15 protein-coding genes and 1 riboswitch are annotated in these 16,683 nt (G+C 71.9%); of the genes, 6 read left to right on the forward strand and 9 right to left on the reverse strand.

What is annotated here, in order from left to right:
* Positions 1–2: 2 nt before the first annotated feature.
* A complete protein-coding gene (locus AB0M62_RS13445) occupies positions 3–803 on the reverse strand; it encodes an inositol monophosphatase family protein (RefSeq protein ID WP_366074408.1) in 801 nt (266 codons plus the stop codon).
* An 11-nt stretch (positions 804–814) separates the two neighbouring features.
* On the reverse strand, positions 815–1,960 hold the full coding sequence (locus AB0M62_RS13450; protein ID WP_366074313.1) for a ferrochelatase: 1,146 nt from the start codon (positions 1,958–1,960) through the stop codon (positions 815–817).
* A 128-nt stretch (positions 1,961–2,088) separates the two neighbouring features.
* Between AB0M62_RS13450 and AB0M62_RS13455 the strand changes: the two genes are divergently transcribed.
* From AB0M62_RS13455 to sepH, 3 genes are all read left to right on the forward strand, one after another.
* Positions 2,089–3,333, forward strand: a complete 1,245-nt coding sequence (locus tag AB0M62_RS13455) for an MFS transporter (protein WP_366074314.1) — start codon at positions 2,089–2,091, stop codon at positions 3,331–3,333.
* Positions 3,287–4,621: a D-arabinono-1,4-lactone oxidase gene (locus AB0M62_RS13460; RefSeq protein ID WP_366074315.1), complete on the forward strand. Its 1,335-nt coding sequence runs from the start codon at positions 3,287–3,289 to the stop codon at positions 4,619–4,621. The genes AB0M62_RS13455 and AB0M62_RS13460 overlap by 47 nt, the downstream gene beginning before the upstream one ends.
* Before the next feature lie 379 nt (positions 4,622–5,000).
* Positions 5,001–6,044 carry a septation protein SepH gene (gene sepH / locus AB0M62_RS13465; protein WP_366074316.1) on the forward strand — a complete coding sequence of 348 codons (1,044 nt, stop codon included), beginning with the start codon at positions 5,001–5,003 and terminating at the stop codon, positions 6,042–6,044.
* A gap of 75 nt (positions 6,045–6,119) precedes the next feature.
* On the opposite strand, the gene AB0M62_RS13470 is transcribed toward sepH, so the two are convergent.
* On the reverse strand, positions 6,120–6,965 hold the full coding sequence (locus tag AB0M62_RS13470) for a sulfurtransferase (RefSeq protein ID WP_366074317.1): 846 nt from the start codon (positions 6,963–6,965) through the stop codon (positions 6,120–6,122).
* Between the two features lie 220 nt (positions 6,966–7,185).
* On the opposite strand from AB0M62_RS13470, the gene AB0M62_RS13475 reads away from it, so the two are divergent.
* Complete coding sequence (locus AB0M62_RS13475; RefSeq protein ID WP_366074318.1) at positions 7,186–7,959, forward strand: VOC family protein; 774 nt, start codon at positions 7,186–7,188, stop codon at positions 7,957–7,959.
* Between the two features lie 108 nt (positions 7,960–8,067).
* The gene (locus AB0M62_RS13480; RefSeq protein WP_366074319.1) at positions 8,068–8,217 is read left to right on the forward strand and encodes a hypothetical protein; all 150 of its coding nucleotides are present in this window, start codon (positions 8,068–8,070) and stop codon (positions 8,215–8,217) included.
* 22 nt (positions 8,218–8,239) lie between these two features.
* Here the strand turns inward: AB0M62_RS13480 and AB0M62_RS13485 are convergent, their stop codons facing one another.
* The 4 genes from AB0M62_RS13485 to AB0M62_RS13500 form a co-directional block, all read right to left on the reverse strand.
* Positions 8,240–8,890 carry a thymidine kinase gene (locus AB0M62_RS13485; protein ID WP_366074320.1) on the reverse strand — a complete coding sequence of 217 codons (651 nt, stop codon included), beginning with the start codon at positions 8,888–8,890 and terminating at the stop codon, positions 8,240–8,242.
* A 42-nt stretch (positions 8,891–8,932) separates the two neighbouring features.
* On the reverse strand, positions 8,933–10,135 hold the full coding sequence (locus AB0M62_RS13490; RefSeq protein WP_366074321.1) for a nucleotide pyrophosphatase/phosphodiesterase family protein: 1,203 nt from the start codon (positions 10,133–10,135) through the stop codon (positions 8,933–8,935).
* Positions 10,135–10,731 (reverse strand): DUF5998 family protein, encoded by a 597-nt coding sequence (locus AB0M62_RS13495; RefSeq protein WP_254371373.1) that lies wholly within the window; start codon positions 10,729–10,731, stop codon positions 10,135–10,137. The genes AB0M62_RS13490 and AB0M62_RS13495 overlap by 1 nt, the downstream gene beginning before the upstream one ends.
* A gap of 154 nt (positions 10,732–10,885) precedes the next feature.
* Positions 10,886–14,086 carry a GNAT family N-acetyltransferase gene (locus AB0M62_RS13500; protein WP_366074322.1) on the reverse strand — a complete coding sequence of 1,067 codons (3,201 nt, stop codon included), beginning with the start codon at positions 14,084–14,086 and terminating at the stop codon, positions 10,886–10,888.
* Positions 14,087–14,238: 152 nt separating this feature from the next.
* On the opposite strand from AB0M62_RS13500, the gene AB0M62_RS13505 reads away from it, so the two are divergent.
* A complete protein-coding gene (locus AB0M62_RS13505) occupies positions 14,239–14,520 on the forward strand; it encodes an HPr family phosphocarrier protein (RefSeq protein ID WP_366074323.1) in 282 nt (93 codons plus the stop codon).
* A 178-nt stretch (positions 14,521–14,698) separates the two neighbouring features.
* Here AB0M62_RS13505 and AB0M62_RS13510 read toward each other — a convergent pair whose 3' ends face one another.
* A complete protein-coding gene (locus AB0M62_RS13510) occupies positions 14,699–15,376 on the reverse strand; it encodes a GntR family transcriptional regulator (RefSeq protein WP_366074324.1) in 678 nt (225 codons plus the stop codon).
* A 214-nt stretch (positions 15,377–15,590) separates the two neighbouring features.
* Positions 15,591–16,385, reverse strand: a complete 795-nt coding sequence (locus AB0M62_RS13515) for a M23 family metallopeptidase (protein WP_366074325.1) — start codon at positions 16,383–16,385, stop codon at positions 15,591–15,593.
* A 12-nt stretch (positions 16,386–16,397) separates the two neighbouring features.
* A riboswitch (cyclic di-AMP (ydaO/yuaA leader) is annotated at positions 16,398–16,556 on the reverse strand.
* Positions 16,557–16,683 lie beyond the last annotated feature (127 nt).

Consider the following 16,683-nt stretch of genomic DNA (forward strand, 5'->3'; position numbering starts at 1 on the left):
CCCTAGTCGTGCCAGGCGCCGAACTCCTCGAGCAGCGCCTGCAGCGGTTCGAAGACGCCCGGTGTCGCCGCCACCGCCAGCTCGCCCGACGGCGCCTCGCCGGGGCGGCCGCCGGTCAGGGCGCCCGCCTCGCGGGCGATCAGATCGCCGGCGGCCAGGTCCCACGGGCTGAGCCCGCGCTCGTAGTAGCCGTCGAGGCGGCCCGCCGCCACGTCGCACAGGTCGACCGCCGCCGAACCGCTGCGCCGGATGTCGCGCAGCCGGGGAATGAGGCGCTGGGCCACTTCCGCCTGGTGCGTACGGACGCGGGTGACGTAGTTGAAGCCGGTGGAGACCAGGGCCTGACCGAGCGGCGGGGCGGGCCGGCAGCGCAGGGCCTTCCCGTCGGCGTACGCACCACCGCCGCGCACCGCGTGGTAGGTCTCGCCGCGCATCGGGGCCGCGACGACACCCACGACCGTCTCGCCGCCCTGCTCGGCCGCGATGGAGACGGCCCAGGTCGGCAGGCCGTACAGGTAGTTGACCGTGCCGTCGAGGGGATCGACGACCCAGCGGACGCCGCTGGTACCGGCGGTGTTCGCGCCCTCCTCGCCGAGGATGCCGTCCTCGGGCCGCCGGTCCGCGAGGAATCCGGTGATCAGCTTCTCGGCCGCGATGTCCATCTCGGTGACGACGTCGATGGGGCTGGACTTGGTGGCGGCCACCCCCAGGTCGGCGGGCCGGCCGTCACGCAGCAGATCCCCGGCCTGCCGGGCGGCCTCCAGAGCCAGGTCGAGCAGTTCGGACAGGAGAGGGTCGGTCACGCTGTTCGTCATCAGACTTCTCCGGCGTGGTTGCTGTCGGCGCCCGCCGCGGCGGGCCGGGGCGCGCGGGCCGGGCAGCAGCCGGCCGGACAGAGGTCGTGGCTCGGGCCGAGCGTCCCCAGCGCGCAGCGCTCCGGCGTACGCCCCCGCTCACCGGCAGCACGCTCCAGCAGCAGATCCCGTACCGCCCCGGCGAAACGCGGGTCGGCACCGACGGTGGCCGAGCGGGCGACGGGCAGACCGAGCTCGGCAGCCTTGGCGGTGGCCTCGGTGTCGAGGTCGTACAGGACCTCCATGTGGTCCGAGACGAAGCCGATGGGGACCATCACCACAGCGGGTGCGCCGGCGCCGTGCAGCGCTTCGAGGTGGTCGCAGATGTCGGGCTCCAGCCACGGGATGTGCGGGGCGCCGCTGCGCGACTGGTAGACGAGCTGCCAGGGGTGCTCGATGCCGGTCTCGGCACGGACCTCGTCGGCGATGACCCGGGCGACGTCCAGGTGCTGAGCGACGTACGCACCGCCCTGCCCGTTCGCCGTGTGCTCGTCGGCCGGGCCGGAGGTGTCGGCCGCCGACTGCGGGATGGAGTGGGTGGTGAAGGCGAGGTGCGCGCCGGCCCGTACGTCCTCGGGCAGCGCCGCCAGCGAGGCGAGCACTCCGTCGACCATCGGGCGGACGAATCCCGGGTGGTTGAAGTAGTGCCGCAGCTTGTCGACCCGCGGCAGCTCCAGTCCCTCGGCCTGGAGCGTGGCGAGCGCGTCCGCGAGGTTCTCGCGGTATTGCCGGCAGCCGGAGTAGGAGGCGTACGCGCTGGTCGCGAGTACTGCGATGCGTCTGCGGCCGTCCGCGACCATCTCGCGCAGCGTGTCGGTCAGATAGGGCGCCCAGTTGCGGTTGCCCCAGTAGACCGGCAGATCCAGGCCGTGTTCGGCGAAGTCCTCGCGGAGGGCGTCCAGCAGCTGCCGGTTCTGGGCGTTGATCGGGCTGACCCCGCCGAATAGGTAGTAGTGCTGACCCACCTCCTTGAGCCGCTCGCGCGGGATGCCTCGGCCACGGGTGACGTTCTCCAGGAACGGGACCACGTCGTCCGGGCCTTCGGGGCCGCCGAAGGACAGCAGCAGGAGGGCGTCGTAAGGAGCTGCATCGAGCTGATCGGGCATGCCTCCGATCCTGCCACCCGCCCCTGACGGTCGATGACCCGCCACGGTCCCGGCCGATCGAGGTATTCGCCGCCGCCCCTGCGGACGTAAGCTCTATAGGTCGCCCACATCCCTTACCGGAGCGTCTCTTGCCCAGTCCCTACCGCGCGATCTTCGCCGCCCCCGGCGCCAAGGCGTTCTCCGCCGCCGGCTTCATCGGCCGGATGCCCCTGTCGATGATGGGCATCGGCATCGTGACGATGATTTCGCAGCTCACTGGGCGGTACGGGCTCGCGGGCGCCCTGTCGGCCACGGTGGCCCTCTCCGCCGCCGCCCTCGGCCCGCAGATATCCCGGCTGGTGGACCGGCACGGTCAGCGCCGGGTGCTGCGCCCCGCCACCCTGGTCTCGGTCACGGCCGTGGCGGGACTGCTGGTCTGCGCGCAGCAGGACCTGCCGGACTGGACCCTGTTCGTATTCTCGGCGGGTGTCGGCTGCGTGCCGAGCGTCGGATCGATGGTCCGGGCCCGCTGGGCGGAGATCTACCGGGGCTCACCCCGCGAACTGCACACCGCTTACGCCTTCGAGTCCGTCATCGACGAGGCCTGCTTCATCTTCGGTCCGATCGCCGCGATCGGGCTCTCCACCGTGTGGTTCCCCGAGGCGGGCCCCCTGGTCGCCGGCCTCTGCCTGCTGGTGGGGGTCTACATGCTGACCGCTCAGCGGTCCACCGAACCGGTGCCGCAGCCGAAGGAGCACCACACCGGTGGGTCGGCGCTGCGCTCCCCCGGCCTCCAGGTGCTGGTGGCCACGTTCGTGGCCACGGGCACGATCTTCGGGTCGATCGACGTGGTGACCGTGGCCTTCGCCGAGGAGCAGGGCCACAAGGCGGCGGCGAGCGTGGTGCTGGCCGTGTACGCGCTCGGCTCCTGCCTGGCGGGGGTGGTCTTCGGGCTGCTGCATCTGAAGGGGTCGAGCGAGCGCAGGTGGCTGCTGGGCGTCTGTGCGATGGCCGTGAGTATGATCCCCCTCCAACTGGCCGGGAGCCTGCCGTTCCTGGCCGTGGCGCTCTTTGTCGCGGGCCTTGCCGTCGCACCGACGATGGTGACCACCATGGGCCTGATCGAGCAGCACGTGCCACGCGCGAATCTGACCGAGGGCATGACCTGGGTGGGCACCGGGCTCGCGGTCGGGATCGCGCTCGGCTCATCGGCTGCCGGCTGGGTGATCGATGCCGCCGGGGCGGACGCCGGGTACCTGGTCTCGGCGGCGGCGGGAGTGCTCGCGGCCGCGGTGGCGTTCCTGGGGTACCGCCGGCTCAGCGCGCCGGTGAAACCGGAGGGGATCGATGAGCGTGACGAACGGGATGAGCGGGACGAAGAGTACGTGGCGTAACTGGGCGGGGAACATAACCGCCCGTCCGGTACGGGAGGTTTCCCCGGCCTCGGTCGAGGAACTGAGCGAAGCCGTCCGCAGGGCCGCCGAGGACGGGCTCCGGGTGAAGGCAGTCGGCAGCGGCCACTCCTTCACCGCGACCGCCGCGACCGACGGTCTTCTCGTACGGCCCGATCTGCTCACCGGTATCCGCGACATCGACCGCAGGGCCGGCAGGGTGACGGTCGAGGCGGGCACCCCGCTGAAACGGCTGAACGTGGCGCTGGCCCGGGAGGGCCTGTCGCTCACGAACATGGGCGACATCATGGAGCAGACGGTCGCGGGGGCGACCAGCACCGGCACTCACGGCACCGGCCGCGACTCGGCCTCGATCGCCGCGCAGATCACGGCACTCGAACTGGTGACGGCCGACGGGTCGGTGCTGACCTGTTCGGCGAAGGGGACCGCCGAGGAAGCGGCCCTCTTCGCGGCGGCCAGGATCGGGCTCGGCGCGCTGGGCATCGTCAGCGCGATCACGTTCGCCGTGGAGCCGGTCTTCCTGCTGACCGCCCGCGAGGAGCCGATGGCCTTCGACCGGGTCACCGACGAATTCGACAGCCACGTCGCGGAGAACGAGCACTTCGAGTTCTACTGGTTCCCGCACACCGGCAACTGCAACACCAAGCGGAACAACCGAAGTGCGGGCCCGGCCGCCCCGCCTTCGCCGGTCGCCGGCTGGATCGAGGACGAGTTCCTCTCGAACGGCCTCTTCCAGGTGGCCTGTTCGCTGGGCCGAGCGGTGCCCGCGACGATTCCCGCCGTCGCCAGGGTCTCCAGCCGGGCACTGTCCGCCCGCACGTACACGGACACCGCGTACAAGGTCTTCACCAGCCCCCGCCGGGTGCGCTTCATGGAAATGGAGTACGCCCTGCCGCGTGAGGCCGCGGTCGGGGCGCTGCGCGAGGTGAAGGCGACGGTGGAGCGCTCGGATCTGCGGATCAGCTTCCCGGTGGAGGTACGGACCGCCCCTGCTGACGACATCACGCTGTCGACGGCCTCCGGCCGGGACACCGCGTACATCGCCGTTCACATGTACCGGGGCACGCCTTATCAGGCGTACTTCACCGCGGTCGAGCGGATTATGACCGCGCACGGCGGCCGGCCGCACTGGGGCAAGGTGCACACGCGGGATGCGGAGTACCTCGCCGATGTGTACCCGCGCTTCGGTGAGTTCACCGCGCTCCGGGACCGGCTCGACCCCGAGCGGCGTTTCGGCAACGACTATCTGCGGCGTGTGCTGGGCGCCTGAGAGGCCGTCAGCAACCGTGGGTGAGCCGGCCTCCGGAAAAGTCGGGCGGCGTGCCGGTCCACCCAGGTGGCCCGAATGGAGTACTGTGGCGAGCCCTGGGGCCGGTCTTCTTCACGGATGTCCGACCTGAGGGAGGGGGCCGAACGTGGCACTCGATCCGGCGGCGCCGCGGCACCGCACGGGCGCCTGCTGCACAGAGTGACCAATCGTCACTTTCCGTTGCAAACAGGTAACCGTGCCATAACGGCGATCCAGGGCCCACGCCCGACACGCCGGGCAACTCGGCAAGGTTGTGGCAGGCTGCACCCGGGCAGGCCACACTCGACTAGCGGAAGCAGCGACGCACGTGACGTCGGCAGGCACCACCCGGGAGGTCCCCATGCCCGAACTGCGTGTCGTGGCCGTCTCCAATGACGGCACACGACTGGTGCTCAAGGCTGCGGACAGTACGGAGTACACGCTTCCGATCGACGAACGGCTGCGCGCGGCCGTGCGCAACGATCGCGCCCGCCTCGGCCAGATCGAGATCGAGGTGGAGAGCCACCTCCGCCCCCGCGACATCCAGGCCCGCATACGCGCAGGTGCCTCGGCGGAGGAAGTCGCCCAGCTCGCCGGCATCCCGGTCGACCGCGTACGCCGCTTCGAGGGCCCCGTGCTGGCCGAGCGTGCGTTCATGGCCGAGCGGGCCCGCAAGACGCCCGTGCGCCGGCCCGGCGAGAACACCGGCCCGCAGCTCGGCGAGTCGGTGCAGGAGCGCCTGCTGCTGCGCGGTGCCGACAAGGACACCGTCCAGTGGGATTCCTGGCGCCGGGACGACGGCACCTGGGAAGTCCTGCTGGTCTACCGGGTCGCGGGCGAGCCGCACTCGGCGAGCTGGACGTACGACCCGCCCCGGCGGCTCGTCCAGGCCGTCGACGACGAGGCGCGCTCGCTGATCGGCGAGTCCGACGACATGGCGGCCGCGCCCGAGCCAAGCTTCCCGTTCGTGCCGCGGATCGCCCGGCTGCCCAGGGACCGGCCGCTGGACCGCGCGCTCGACCGGCAGCTGGAGCGGCCCTCCATCCCCTCCCCCGCCGTGCCGGCGGACCCGCAGGAGGAACGGGACTCGCTGACCAGCCTTCTGGAGGCGGTACCGAGCTTCCGCGGCGACCTGGTCGTCCCGGAGCGTCCGGCCCTGCCGGAACCGCCGCTGGACGAGCCGGAACCGGAGGCCGAGGAGCCACCCGCGCCGGCCGCTTCCGCCGGGGCCGGATCGGCGTACGCGGACGTGCTGATGCCGCGCTCGGTCGCCGGCCATCGGGACCGGCTCACCGGGACCACGGACCGGCAGGCCGAAGCCGACGGGGTCCGGCCGGGACGACGGGCTGCCGTGCCGAGCTGGGACGAGATCGTCTTCGGTACGCGGCGCAAGAAGCAGGAGTAGCCGATGCGGCGAGGGGCCCGTACACGAGTCGTGCGGGCCCCTCGCCGCGCGCATGGACTGCTCGAGCCGCCCTGGTCAGAGCGGGTCGGGCCCCGTGGCCACCGGACGGGACTCGTCCGCGGACCACTCGGACCAGGAACCCGCGTAAAGCGCGGCGGGAATGCCCGCGATCGCCAGCGCCAGTACCTCGTGCGCACCGGAGACGCCCGAACCGCAGTAGGCACCGACCTCCACGGACTCTCCCGGCCCCTGGGCCCCCAGCTTCGTGAAGCGTGCGGCGAGTTCCCCCGCGGGCAGGAACCGGCCGTCTTCGCCCACGTTCTCGCTGGTCGGCGCCGACACCGCACCCGGGATGTGCCCGCCGACCCGGTCGATCGGCTCCACGTCGCCGCGGTAGCGCTCGGCCGCGCGCGCGTCCAGCAGCAGGCCGGACCGGGCCAGCGCCGCGGCCCCGTCCGCGTCGAGGAGCGGCAGCGCCCCGGGTACGGGCGTGAAGTCACCCTCGGCAGGTGCGGGAGGCCGGGCGGACAGCGCTCCCCCGCCGGCCGTCCAGGCGGCGAGGCCGCCGTCCAGGACCCGTACCGACGGATGACCGGTCCAGCGCAGCAGCCACCAGGCACGCGCGGCCGCCCAGCCCTGCCCGCCGTCGTACACCACGACATCGGAGTCCTCGCGGACTCCGGCGCGGCGCATCGCCGCGCCGAACGCGGGAACTTCCGGAAGGGGATGCCGGCCACCGGAACCGGCCGGCCCCGCCAGTTCCTTGTCGAGATCCACATACACGGCGCCGGGGATGTGTCCCTCCTCGTACTCGGGCCGGAGGTTCGGCCCGGCCAGCTGCCAGCGGACGTCCAGCAGCGTCGGCGGCCGCCGGCCGGCCAGCTCAATCGCAAGATCGGATGCGGAAATGATGGCGTTCATAGGTGCCATCCTCGCGCAGTGCCCGCTCCCCCGGGTAACGGCTCCGGAGCGGACAGCCCCCGCAAATCGGCCAACCTCCCGCAGGAACACGCACAATCCGGCGCGGCCGGGACGCGGAGCGCGACAGGTGGTGCAAGCATCTGGGCGGGGGAGTGTGTACGTCCCACGGCGCGCGCCGGTTCCTGCGCACGGCACCCGATGGTCCGAGGAGAGAGTGACGATGACCGAGGCAGTGACTCGGCGCACGCCAGGCACACCCTGCTGGGTCAGCCTGATGGTGCACGACCTTGCCGCGACCCAGGACTTCTACGGAGCACTGTTCGGCTGGGAGTTCCGGCCGGGGCCGACGCAGCTGGGCCCGTACGTGCGGGCGCTGCTCGACGGCAAGGAGGTCGCCGGCATCGGCGAACTGCCGCCCGATCGTCACTTGCCGATCGCCTGGACGACCTACCTCGCCACGGACGACGCCGACTTGACTGCGGAAACGATCCGGAGCTGCGGAGGAACGGTCGCGGTGGGACCGCTTCAGGCGGGCGACGCGGGGCGGCTGGCCATCGGATCCGACCCGGGCGGAGCCGTCTTCGGCATCTGGCAGGCCGGCTCACACGCCGGCACGATGGTGGCGGGGGCACCCGGCACACCCGTGTGGAACGAGCTGGTGACGCGGGAGACCACTACCGTCGGTAAGTTCTACGGGACCTTGTTCGGCTATGAGTCCGAAGCGGTCGTCTCGGCCGACTTCGACTATGTGACGCTGCATCTGGAAGGCAGCCCGGTCGCCTCGGTGCACGGAGTCGGGCGGGCGCTCCCGAAGAACCGGGGGGCGCACTGGATGACGTACTTCGAGGTGACCGATGCCGACGAGGCCGCCCGGCGGGTGGGCGAACTCGGCGGACAGGTGCTCCAGCCACCGCGGGAAGGACGCAGCGGACGCGTGGCGTTGGTGGCCGACGCGGAGGGCGCGGTGTTCACGATCGTCCGGACGGCTCGCTGACGCGCGGACCCAGGTCGACCGGGAGGACGTCCGGGGAGAGGGCGGCGGCGCGGGCGGCCGCGGCGCCTGCTGGTCCGACACCGCCTGGTGGCACGTGTCCTGCCCGGCATGCGGGAGCACGGCTGGGGCCGCATCCTCGCCGTCGGCTCCAGCGGGATCGCCGAGCCACTGGCCGGCCTGGCGCTGTCCAACGCCGGCCGGGCCTCGCTCGCGGCCTACCTCAAGAAAATGCGCCGGTCTGTGCACAGGAGGTCGTGACTTCCGCGTAAGAGAACGCGCGTTACGAGGCTGCGACCGGTAGTACGTCGGGCGAGAGCGCACCGGCATGGGCCGTGGCGCTCGTCATGCGCCGGCGATGGTGACGGCGGCACAAGACCTCGTAGCCGATCTCCTCGGCCGGACGGTCGACATCGCCCACGACGACCTGCTCACCCTCGACGACCATCTCGCCGCCCACCGTGCGCGCATTGTGAGTGGCCCGGGCGCCGCACCAGCACATCGCCTCCACCTGGAGCGTCTCGATCCGGTCCGCCAACTCGATCAGGCGCTGCGAGCCCGGGAAGAGCTTGGTACGGAAGTCCGTCGTGATGCCGAAGGCAAAGACATCCAGCTCCAGGTCGTCCACGACACGAGCCAGCTGGTCGATCTGCTCAGGCGCCAGGAACTGCGCCTCGTCCACGATGACATAGTCCACCCGGCTGCCCCGCGACATCTGGTCCACCAGATAGGCATACAGATCCATACCTGGGGCTGCCTCAACCGCCTCCGTCACCAAGCCGAGGCGCGAGGAGAGCTTCCCCTCCCCCGCCCGGTCGTCGCGCGTGAAGATCACACCTTGCAAGCCTCTCGCGGACCGGTTGTGCCCGATCTGGAGGGCCAGGGTCGACTTCCCGCAATCCATGGTTCCGGAGAAGAACACCAGCTCGGGCATGGGGAAGTGACAGCCTTTCGGGACCGGTTCGGACGAGGGAGGTCAGGAACGTACTTCGAGTAGCGGAACCAGCTGCTCCGCGGCGGTCATCGAGCCGTGCATCCCCACCATCAGGGACTCGTGCGGTTCGTTCCGCGAGGCGGTGATGACCACATCCGCGTGAGCGGCGGCGACGACGTCACCGATCCTGCCGTACACGCGCTCGTCGCATTGGCCGGGCCGGCCGAACCAGCCGGCCGCTATCGCCTCGTCCCGGCTCGCCACCCAGAACTGCTCGCCCAGCACCTCGCGCCAGACCGTGAGGACGTCGTTGTGGGCGCCCGGCACGGCATAGACATGGCGGGCCCGGCCCTCTCCGCCCAGCAGGGCCACGCCGGCCTTCAGCTCCCAGTCCTCGTCGAAGTCGATGCGCGACTCCTCGTCGAACGGGATGTCGATCATGCCGTGGTCGGCGGTGACATAGAGGGCCGCGCGGGGCGGGAGCTGTTCTGCGAGGCGCTGGACGAGCCGGTCGACGTACATCACCTGACCGCGCCAGGCGTCGGAGTCGACCCCGAAGCGGTGCCCCTTGCCGTCGACGTCGCTGTAGTACGTGTAGACCAGCGAACGGTCTCCCATGGCCAGTTGCTCTGCGGCCAGGTCCATCCGCTCCTCGCCGGAGAGCCGGCCGTGGAACGCGCCGCCGCTGAGCGCGATCCTGGTGAGCGGGGTGTGCTGGAAGGTCGGCGAGGACACCTGTGCGGTGTGCACGCCGGCGGCGTCGGCCAGCTGGAAGACGGTCGGGTACGGCTGCCAGACGTGCGGGTCGGTCCACGGCTTCCAGCGGAGCTGATTCATCAGCTCGCCGGTTTCCGGGTTGCGGGCGGTGTAACCGGGCAGGCCGTGCGCGGCGGGCGGCAGGCCCGTACCGACGGAGGCCAGCGAAGTCGCCGTGGTGGCGGGGAAGCCCGCGGTGATCGGGCGTCCGGTGCCGCCCCGGGAGCTCGCGAGCAGTGCGGTGAGGTACGGGGCCTCGTCCGGATGCGCCTTGATCTGCTCCCAGCCGAGGCCGTCGATCAGGAAGACGCAGTTCCGGTCGGCGGGGGCGAGTTCGGTGAGGGTGACGTCCAGGCCCGGTACGCCCTGGCCCGCGGCGAGGGTGGGCAGCAGGTCCGCGAGCGAGCCCGAGCCGTACTCCGGGACGGGGGCGGTGTCGAGGGCGAGCGGCGTGGCGTTCTCGTCGTACTGCCAGGCGGGCTGGACCATCAGCGGCCGGTCGCCGCGGTCGCTTCGGAGAGAGCCTGGGCGAACGCGAGCGTCTGGCGCACGGTGTCCGGGCCGTCACCGGCCTCGCTGACCCGCAGGCTCAGGTCGTCCGCGGTGGAGTTGCCCGTATAGCCGTGGTCGGCCTCGCAGTTGGGGTCACCGCATGCGGCAGGCTCCAGGTCGAGCCGGGAAACGGCACCCCAGCCGATGGTGAGGACGACCTCGCGGGGCAGGGTGCCCGGGGTGTACGACTCCGGGTTGGCGACGACACGGCTCAGCACGACGGAGGAGATCTTCGCCAGCTTGACCGACTCGGTGGAGGTCGTGGCGTACGGCGTGGGGGAAGTCGTGTCGGCGGCCTGCTCGTCGGTGTGGCTGACGATGAACCGGTTCCCGGTCAGGACCAGAACCGTGACGTGGCGGCGCACCTCGTTGGAGTCGAAGGTGGTCTCCTGGTGCACCAGGTACGACGAAATGGGTTCGCTGCCGACAGCGGCCTCCACCGCCTCGGCCACTAGGGCCGGGTAGTAGCCGCTGCGCTCGATCGCCGCGCGCAGCCCCTGGGTCGTCGTACCGGTCTTCGCCATGGGGTCCATCCTACGGGGGCCCGGTGGCTGCGGAGGCCGCCCTGTGGGTGGCGCTTGGCGGGGGCTGGGCGGGCGCGCTCGATGGGCGGCCTCGGGGCCGGGGCGTGGCCTCTGCGGGCGGGGCCTGGGGCAGGCTCGGGTGGGCGGGCTCAGCGGCTCCGGCTCAGTAGCTGGGGAGTGTGCGGGGGCCGAGATCGGTTCTGGCCGGCGGCCGGGCGATCCGTACCGTCGCGCCGAGCACCGACAGGCCCTGGGTGGCGACCACCACCGGCTCGAGGGCGACGCCGATCACCTCGGGGTGGTCGTCCACCAGCCGGGACACCCGGAGGAGCAGTTCCTCGAGCGCCGAGGTGTCGACGGGTGCCGAGCCGCGCCAGCCGAAGAGGAGCGGTGCGGTCCGGATGGATCTGATCAACTCCGCCGCGTCCCGGTCGGTGGCCGGGACGAGCCGGTGGGCGGTGTCGCCCAGCAGTTCGGAGGCCGCCCCGGCCAGCCCGAAGGAGAGCACGGGGCCGGCCGCCGGGTCGATCACCGACCGTACGACCGTGTCCACGCCGCGCGGGACCATGGCCTGTACGACGGGCTGCAGCTCCGCGGGCTTGCCGAGCGCTTCGGTCAACTCGCTGTATGAGCGCCGCAGTTCTTCCTCGGTCGTGAGGTCGAGGCGTACACCGCCGAGATCGGGACGGTGCCGCAGGTGGGGCGCGGTGGTCTTGAGCGCGACGGGGTAGCCGAGGCGCGCGGCGGCCTCGACGGCGGCATCCGGGCCGGGCGCGGGAAGGGTCGGCAGTACGGAGATCCCGTACCGCGCCAGCAGCTGGTGGGCATCGGCGGCCGGGAGGCCGATGCCGCGCTCCCCCACCACGGGCTCGAGCAGCCGCTCGAGCTGGGCGGCCGCGCCGGACTCGTCGATGCTGTCGTTGATCGCTTCGGGCACCCGCCCGGGCTCGGCGGCCTCCCGCCGCCACTGGGCATACCGCACGGCCTCGGCCAGCGCCCGGACGGCCCGCTCGGCAGCGGGATACGCGGGTATGCGTTCGCCCCCGCCGCCCGGCGCCTTCCGCGGGCCGGTGCGGTCGCCCACGCCTCCGGCCCTGGCGTGGGCCGCGGCGTCCGTGGTGCCGGGCGCGGCCTGTACGGCGCCGTCGCCCACCGCGCCGGTCGTGCTCGGCTCAGAGCCACTCCCCGTTCTGCCGAAGATGCCGGCCTGTGCCCGGCTCCCCAGACCGCCGAGGCCCCTCGCCCACGCCGCCAGGCCCTGCGGCGCCGGACTTGCGGAGGCTGCGACTGGCCCGGAGCCATCCGGATCGGTGGCCTTTCCGTGGCCGTGGCCCGGGGCTCCCGACACCCCGCCGGTCTCAGAGACGTCCGGGACTCGGGGAGCCATGGCGTTCGACTCTTCGGCGGTGCTCGGTCGCACCGGCCCGCCGCGGCCTTCCCGGCCGTCCGGGGCGGAGGGCGCCTCGCCCACTCGGGCCGCGGCCCGGGTCGCCGTGCTGGTCGCTGCTGCCAGGGCCTCCGCCAGGCCGCCGATTTCCACGTGGACCACGGCGACCGGCTTGGCCGGGGCGTCCGCCGCCGCGTCGCGCAGCGCCGCCGCCAGCACCTCGCCGTCGCCGGACTCGATCGCGCCGTTCTCCCCCACCCACGGGATCGCCGTCACCACGACCGCGTCACACGCGTCGTCCGCGAGCGCCTCGGCCAGCGCTGCGCGGAAATCCGCCGGGGTCGCGGCGGTGGTGAGGTCGCGCGGCGGGAGGGGGCGCAGCCCTTCGGTCAGGCAGGCGTCGTACGTGAGCAGACCGAGCGATTCGGAGTTCCCGAAGATCGCCACCCGTGGCCCGGCGGGCAGCGGCTGGTCCGCCAGCATCAGCCCGACGTCCACGAGTTCCGTGACGGTGTCGACCCGGATCACACCCGCCTGGCGCAGCAGGGCGGAGACCGCCGCATCGGGTATGCGTGTGACCGGCACCGCGTGGCCGGGCGGGGCGCTGCCGCTGTGCCGGCCGCCCTTGACGACGACGACCGGCTTGACCAGGGAGGTGCGCCGGGCGAGGCGGGTGAACTTGCGGGGGTTGCCGAGTGTTTCAAGGTAGAGCAGGGCCACATCGGTGGCGGGGTCCTCGTACCAGTACTGCAGGAAGTCGTTGCCGGAGACGTCGGCGCGGTTGCCCGCCGAGATGAACGTGGACAGCCCGGCGCCGCGCCGCAGCAGCCCCGACAGCAGGGCTATGCCGATCGCGCCGGACTGGGTGAACAGGCCGATCCGGCCCGGCGTGGGCAGCTCGGGTGCCAGCGAGGCGTTCAGCCGGACGTCGTCCGCGGTGTTGATGATGCCGAAGGCGTTCGGGCCGATGATGCGCATGCCGTACGAGCGGGCCTGGCGGACCAGTTCACGCTGCCTCTCGCGGCCTTCGGCGCCGCTCTCCGCGTAACCGGCCGACAGCACGACGAGGCCCTGCACACCGTGCTCACCGCAGTCGGCCACGGCCTCGGGCACCCGTTCGGCGGGGACGGCCACGACAGCCAGGTCGACGTGCTCGCCGATCTCACCGACGGACCGGTACGCGGGGACGCCGTCGAGCGTGCCGCCCCCGGCCGGGAGGGCGCGGTTCACGGCGTACGTACGTCCGGTGAAGCCGGAGCCGACGAGGTTGCGCAGGACGGACCGGCCGACACCGCCCGGCGCGCGGCCGGCGCCGATGACGGCGACCGCCCCGGGCGACAGGAGGCGCTGCACGGAGCGCGCTTCGGCGCGCTGTTCACGGGCGCGCTGCACGGCGAGGGACCGGTCGGTGGGTTCGAGGTCGAAGGTGAGATGGACGGAGCCGTCCTCGAAGCTGCGTTTCTGGGTGTACCCGGCGTCCGTGAACACTTTGATCATTTTGGTGTTGGCGGGCAGCACCTCGGCCACGAACCGCCGGATTCCGCGCTCACGGGCGACCGCACCGATGTGTTCGAGGAGAGCGGAGGCGACGCCGCGCCTCTGGTGGGCGTCCTGGACGAGGAACGCGACCTCCGCCTCGTCCGCCGGAGCCGATGCGGGCCTGCCCTCCGCGTCGATCCGGTCGTAGCGGACGGTGGCGATGAACTCGCCGCCGACCGTGGCCGCGAGGCCGACCCGGTCCACGTAGTCGTGATGGGTGAAGCGGTGGACGTCGCGGTCCGAGAGCCTGGGATAGGGGGCGAAGAAGCGGTAGTACTTCGACTGGTCCGACACCTGCTCGTAGAAGCTGACCAGGCGTTCGGCGTCCTCGGTGGTGATGGGCCTGATCCGCGCGGTGCCGCCGTCGCGCAGCACTACGTCGGCTTCCCAGTGGGCCGGGTAGGCGTGGTGCAGGTTCTGGGCCGGCGAGGGCTGCATGGGGAAAGAGTACGGGTCGCGGCGGCGCGTGGCGCGGGGCAGTCTGGGGAAGCCGAACGGCAGGCGGTTTGCCACCCCGGGCCGGAACCCGAGCACCCCGCACCACATGAGAGACTGGTCTAGACAACCGTAAAGACCTGAAGGGCATCACCATGGTTGAGCGCCGCGTCAACGTCGGCTGGGCCGAAGGCCTGCACGCCCGGCCCGCCTCGATCTTCGTCCGCGCCGCGACGGCCTCCGGCGTCCCCGTGACGATCGCCAAGGCCGAGGGGAACCCCGTCAACGCCGCCTCCATGCTCGCGGTCCTCGGCCTCGGCGCCCAGGGCGGCGAGGAGATCGTGCTCGCCTCCGAGGCCGACGGCGCGGACGCGGCTCTCGACCGGCTCGCGAAGCTGGTCGCCGAGGGGCTCGAAGAGCTTCCCGAGACCGTCTGACCCGTACCGGCCACAGCCGGCCGGCGCAGTAACGCCGGAGCCGCGGCACCCGAAAGGGAAGCCGCGGCTCCGGCGTTTTTACCGCACTTGTTTTGCACGTCTTATGTACGTGTCATCAAATGCGGGCAGCCGGAAATAGTCCCCGGGAATCAACCTTTCTTTGTATACGGCGGATCTGTTAATTGGGGGCGCTCGCGATGTTTACGGCACGTTGCGAAGTCCTCACCCTTTCGGTGCGCCGCAGCCGGTGCGCGGCGGCGACCCGCTCCGAGTGCTGCACCGTCAGCGCCCGGGCCCGTTCCGCGTCACCGCGGGCCACGGCGTCCACGATCGCGCCGTGCTCGGCCCAGGACTCCAGCGGGCGGACGGGCGCCTCGACCGCGTACATCCAGGCGATCTTGTGCCGGAGCTGGGTGAGCAGCGCCGTGAGGCCGGGACTGCCCGATGCCTGGGCCAGCGTCTCGTGGAACCAGCCGCCCAGCGAGCGCAGGTCCTCACCCTGTCCCCGACGGGCCCGATCCTGGCCGAGGCGTACCAGACCGCGCAGCACCTTGAGGTGCGCCTCGGTCCGGCGCTGGGCTGCCCGCGCGGCACCCAGGGGCTCGAGCAGCATCCGCATCTCCAGCAGGTCGGCCGCCTCCTGCTCGGAGGGCTCGGCCACGCAGGCGCCCGCGTGCCGGCGGGTGACCACGAAGCCCTCGGACTCCAGGGTGCGCAGAGCCTCGCGGACGGGGACGCGCGAGACGCCGTAACGGCGGGCGAGTACCTCCTCGGTGAGGCGGCTGCCGCGTTCGAAGACACCGGAGACGATGTCGTCGCGGATTGCCGTGCATACCGAGTGCGCGGGAATGCGCATGACCGGACCTCCGCCTTAATCTCCGCGAAACGCGGTCGAACGACGCCTGTTCTGCGACTCTATTGCAGCGCGCGCGAATTTCCGATGGCGGCCGGGAATCCATGCATATCTTTTGGCCGGAATCCCCTGCCCGAGCGCGCGACGCGGAACGCCGGGAGAACGCCGAAGGCCCCGACAGCAGCCGGGGCCTTCACGGAACGGTCGGTTCCGGGTGTCAGAGGTTGACGCCGTGCGAGCGCAGGTAGCCGATCGGGTCGATGTCCGACCCGTACTCCGGGCTCGTCCGGGCCTCGAAGTGGAGGTGCGGCCCGGTGGAGTTGCCGGTCGAGCCGGCGAGGCCGATCTGCTGCCCCGGGGTGACGGACTGCCCGACGGAGACCGAGAGGGAGGACAGGTGGCCGTACTGGGTGTAGGTGCCGTCGTTCATCTTGATCACGACGTTGTTGCCGTACGCGCCGCCCCACCCGGCCTCGACGACGGTGCCCGTGCCCACCGCGCGCACCGAGGTGCCGGAGGCCGCGTGGAAGTCGATGCCCGTGTGGCTGCCGGAGGACCAGACGGCGCCGCCCGCCTGGTAGGCGGTGGAGACGTACGAGCCGGCGACGGGGGAGACATAGGTGTTCAGGCGCTTGCGCTCGGCCTCGCGGGCCGCGCGCTCCTTGGCCTCACGCTCCGCCTTGGCCTTCGCCTCCGCCTTGCGCTTGGCCTCCTCGGCCCTCTTCTTCGCCTCGGCCGCGGCCTTCGCCTCGGCGGCGGCCGCGTCGGCGGCCTGCTGCTGGGCCCGGGCCTGGGCGTCGATCTGCGCGGCGAGGGTGTCGGCCACGACGATGGCGTTGAGGCCGGTGTCCTCGACCGTCGCGGCCGCGGTGTCGGCGGCGGCGAAGGCCGGCGAGCTCAGCGTGCCCACGACGCCTGCGGTGGCGAGGGTGGCGATGCCCGCGATGTTCGCGCTCTGGCGGGTCATACGGCTCGGACGACGGTGCTTCCCGGTGGCACGGGTGAACGCCATGAAGAGGCTGATCCTTTCCTTCCTTCTCGCCTACCGGGTTAGCTGACGGGTTCGGAGCAGGAAGGTCTCCTACGGGCTTCCTCTGGCGAGGAGGCCCGATTCACCCCAGGGACGTGGTGGGTCCCCGGCTCCCCAGGCTCGCGCCTGACGGGGACTCGGCGATGGCTGTCCGGTGCCGCGGGTGCGGCGCTCACATCTGACGGACAGCCGGACAGACGCTAGGCGTCTCATCTGTCAATCACCAAACAGACACGGTTTTTTGTAGTGCACGCCACAGGCCAGATACCCAACCTCCGCA

This window comes from Streptomyces sp. NPDC051219, assembly GCF_040682335.1.
Classification (GTDB): domain Bacteria; phylum Actinomycetota; class Actinomycetes; order Streptomycetales; family Streptomycetaceae; genus Streptomyces.

What these genes read in the sequence shown, in the direction of transcription:
- AB0M62_RS13470 (WP_366074317.1), bottom strand. Translation starts at nt 6,965, where the DNA reads ATGAACGCCATCATTTCCGCATCCGATCTTGCGATTGAGCTGGCCGGC.
- AB0M62_RS13500 (WP_366074322.1), bottom strand. Translation starts at nt 14,086, where the DNA reads ATGCAGCCCTCGCCGGCCCAGAACCTGCACCACGCCTACCCGGCCCAC.
- AB0M62_RS13505 (WP_366074323.1), top strand. Translation starts at nt 14,239, where the DNA reads ATGGTTGAGCGCCGCGTCAACGTCGGCTGGGCCGAAGGCCTGCACGCC.
- AB0M62_RS13495 (WP_254371373.1), bottom strand. Translation starts at nt 10,731, where the DNA reads ATGGACCCCATGGCGAAGACCGGTACGACGACCCAGGGGCTGCGCGCG.
- AB0M62_RS13480 (WP_366074319.1), top strand. Translation starts at nt 8,068, where the DNA reads ATGCGGGAGCACGGCTGGGGCCGCATCCTCGCCGTCGGCTCCAGCGGG.
- sepH (WP_366074316.1), top strand. Translation starts at nt 5,001, where the DNA reads ATGCCCGAACTGCGTGTCGTGGCCGTCTCCAATGACGGCACACGACTG.
- AB0M62_RS13490 (WP_366074321.1), bottom strand. Translation starts at nt 10,135, where the DNA reads ATGGTCCAGCCCGCCTGGCAGTACGACGAGAACGCCACGCCGCTCGCC.
- AB0M62_RS13510 (WP_366074324.1), bottom strand. Translation starts at nt 15,376, where the DNA reads ATGCGCATTCCCGCGCACTCGGTATGCACGGCAATCCGCGACGACATC.
- AB0M62_RS13485 (WP_366074320.1), bottom strand. Translation starts at nt 8,890, where the DNA reads ATGCCCGAGCTGGTGTTCTTCTCCGGAACCATGGATTGCGGGAAGTCG.
- AB0M62_RS13475 (WP_366074318.1), top strand. Translation starts at nt 7,186, where the DNA reads ATGACCGAGGCAGTGACTCGGCGCACGCCAGGCACACCCTGCTGGGTC.
- AB0M62_RS13460 (WP_366074315.1), top strand. Translation starts at nt 3,287, where the DNA reads ATGAGCGTGACGAACGGGATGAGCGGGACGAAGAGTACGTGGCGTAAC.
- AB0M62_RS13450 (WP_366074313.1), bottom strand. Translation starts at nt 1,960, where the DNA reads ATGCCCGATCAGCTCGATGCAGCTCCTTACGACGCCCTCCTGCTGCTG.
- AB0M62_RS13515 (WP_366074325.1), bottom strand. Translation starts at nt 16,385, where the DNA reads ATGGCGTTCACCCGTGCCACCGGGAAGCACCGTCGTCCGAGCCGTATG.